Source organism: Sphingobium sp. UBA5915 (assembly GCF_002431195.1).
Classification (GTDB): Bacteria; Pseudomonadota; Alphaproteobacteria; order Sphingomonadales; family Sphingomonadaceae; genus Sphingobium; species Sphingobium soli.
In genome coordinates, this window is sequence record NZ_DJDV01000030.1 from 1 (window position 1) to 2,572 (window position 2,572).

Consider the following 2,572-nt stretch of genomic DNA (forward strand, 5'->3'; position numbering starts at 1 on the left):
CCGGCCCCGGCCCCGGCCCCGGGGCCAAGGCGGCAAGACCGATCTGGTTCCGTGCTAGGTCGCAGCACTGTCCTCAGCTGTCTCTGGCGACGCGGAAACAGGAGGTGCGGACGCGGCCGCGCCCTTCACCATGGCATCGAGGCTGGTGCCATCCAGGCCAAGTTCCTTCATGAGGCCGTCGATCACCGGGGCCTGGGCACGATAGCGCAAGGCCGCGGAGACTGCGGCATTGGCGAGGTTCTGGTCACCAGCTTCGATTCCGGCCGCCCCGGCCCCGCCGCCCCCTTGGTTAGTCAAGCCATCGACCTGGACGATGCGGATGGAATCGATCGCCTCCATCGGTTTGGCCGCTTCACGCACCAGATCCGGGAGTATCTTGAGCAGCGCGATCTTGGTCTGGAGCGAAACCTGATCGGACGAGAGGATGTTGGCCGCTTCATTGACCGCGCGCTGGCCAGCAGCTTCTACTTCAAAGCGGACACGATCCGCCTCAGCGCGCAGCTTGGCCGCTTCGGCCTCGCCCTCGGCAGCCAGGCGCATGGCTTCGGCGCGGTCGGCAGCGGCCTGCTTTTCTGCCTCGGCTTCAACACGAACCTGAATGGCGGCGCGTTCCGCTTCCCGCGCTGCGTCGATAAGCTCGATCCGCTTGGCGCGTTCAGCGACTTCTGTCGCGCGGGACGTCTGCACCTGCTCTTCGGCGGCAACGGCCTTTGCGCGGGCTTCATCGGCTTCGGCCTTGGCCTGGCTTTCCTGCCGGCTTTTGTTCTGAACAGCGATCTGCTGTTCCTGGCGGGCAAGTTCGAGCGCCTGTTCCTGGGCGATGCGGGCCTGTTTGACGGTGCGATCAGCCTCGATCTGTTGGCTGTCAACGAGCTTCTTGGCCTCGATCCGCGCCTGTTCCGCTTCCTGTTGACGCAACGCCTGTTCGCGTGCGACTTCAGCCGCCTGTTCCGCGCGGCGCATTTCAACTTCGCGTTCCTGCTCGAGCCGTGCAAATTCGGTGTCACGCGCAATGATCATCGACTGACGCTCGGCCTCGAGATTCTTCGTCTCGATCTGGACGCGGGTTTCCTGCTCGATGTCGTTGCGGGTCTTCTTGCGCAGTTCGATCTGCTCGGTCAGCTTGGTAAGACCCTCGGCATCAAAGGCATTATTGGCGTTGAAATGCTCGATCGAGGTCTGGTCGAGACCGGTGAGCGACACGCTCTCCAACTCCAGGCCGTTCATGGCGAGATCGACCGACGAAACCTGCTGCACTTTCTGGACAAATTCGCTGCGCTGTTCATGCAGTTGGTTCATCGTCATGCCCGCCGCCACGGAGCGCAAGGCGTCGACAAATTTGCCCTCGACCAATTCCTTGAGCGCTTCGGGATTCATGGTGCGCATGCCGAGCGTCTGGGCAGCGATCGCGATGGATTGCGCGTCCGGCTTCACGCGGACGTAAAATTCCGCCTTCACGTCGATGCGCAGCCGATCCAGCGTGATGAGCGCATCGGCATTTTTCCGCTCGACCGCCAAGCGCACCGTGTTCATGTTGACCGGCATCGTTTCATGAAAGATCGGCAGCACCAGCGCGCCGCCATTCATCACCACCTTCTCACCGCCAAAGCCGGTGCGCACGAACCCGATTTCTTTTGACGCCCGCTTGTAGAGGCGCGCGATGATGACCCCCAGCACGATGAGAACGAGCAGGCCGCTGCCCGCGATCACCGCATAAGGCAGCACGGATACGCCGTCCTGTGCGACGGGAAGGGTCATAATAATATCTCCTCAGAGTCGGGGCAGATAATGGTCGCCATAGGATATGGCGCGGAAAAGCTGGCCTTCGCGCCGGACGAGCAGGATCGTTTCTCCCTCCTCCAACTGCTGGCCGTCATTGTCAGGCTCGACCATGACATAATGATGCTGACCATGATGATCCTGAACGCGAGCGCGTGCGGGCGAACCGGCATAGGCGCGGCCGGTCACGATGACGGCATGGCTGCCGACCAGATGCTCGATGGGAATGGCGGTGCTGTGGTCGCGTGGCAGCAACGGGGCCAGCGCGCGTGCTGCCAGGCCGGTCGCTGGCAGCGCCAGCGCTCCGGCGACCGGCACCGCGATCCACGGGGACAGCATGGCACCGATAAGGTCGTGGGCGGCTTGCTGGCCGATCAGACCGATCACGGAAAAAAGGGTCAGGAACAACGCGATCAATGCCAGCAACGGCAGATGGCCAAATCCAAGCCAACCTAGCAGATCGGCGTCTCCGTCAAGATTCAGATCGGCGTCGCCACCCAGGCCCATGGCCTGCACGAGTCCGATCACCAGCATCAATGCAAAGGCCGAAACGAATATGATATTCTCCGGCGCGAAGAGAAAGCCCGACACCCCTAACCCCCTGATTCGGGGCAGATGCTAGCCCAGCTTTACATAGGCCGACAGCAAAACCGGTCGGGTGTCAGCGCGAAACCAAGTCGCGGCTGAGATAGACCTGTGCAACGCGGCCGTCGCGGTCCAATGTGCAGGTGAAGCGGCGGGTTTGGCCGGTGGGGGCGCGGGTGCTGGCGCGCTGTTCGACTTGGCCATCGAT

2 protein-coding genes are annotated in these 2,572 nt (G+C 62.6%); both read right to left on the reverse strand.

Annotated features, from left to right (window positions below; all coding sequences use genetic code 11):
- Nucleotides 1-54: 54 nt before the first annotated feature.
- Nucleotides 55-1,758 (reverse strand): flotillin family protein, encoded by a 1,704-nt coding sequence (locus tag B2V90_RS04360; protein ID WP_228221648.1) that lies wholly within the window; start codon nucleotides 1,756-1,758, stop codon nucleotides 55-57.
- Between the two features lie 12 nt (nucleotides 1,759-1,770).
- The gene (locus B2V90_RS04365; RefSeq protein ID WP_228221649.1) at nucleotides 1,771-2,370 is read right to left on the reverse strand and encodes a YqiJ family protein; all 600 of its coding nucleotides are present in this window, start codon (nucleotides 2,368-2,370) and stop codon (nucleotides 1,771-1,773) included.
- Nucleotides 2,371-2,572 lie beyond the last annotated feature (202 nt).

Excerpts from the sequence above, each read along its gene's own strand:
- B2V90_RS04360 (WP_228221648.1), bottom strand. The coding sequence starts at position 1,758 with ATGACCCTTCCCGTCGCACAGGACGGCGTATCCGTGCTGCCTTATGCG.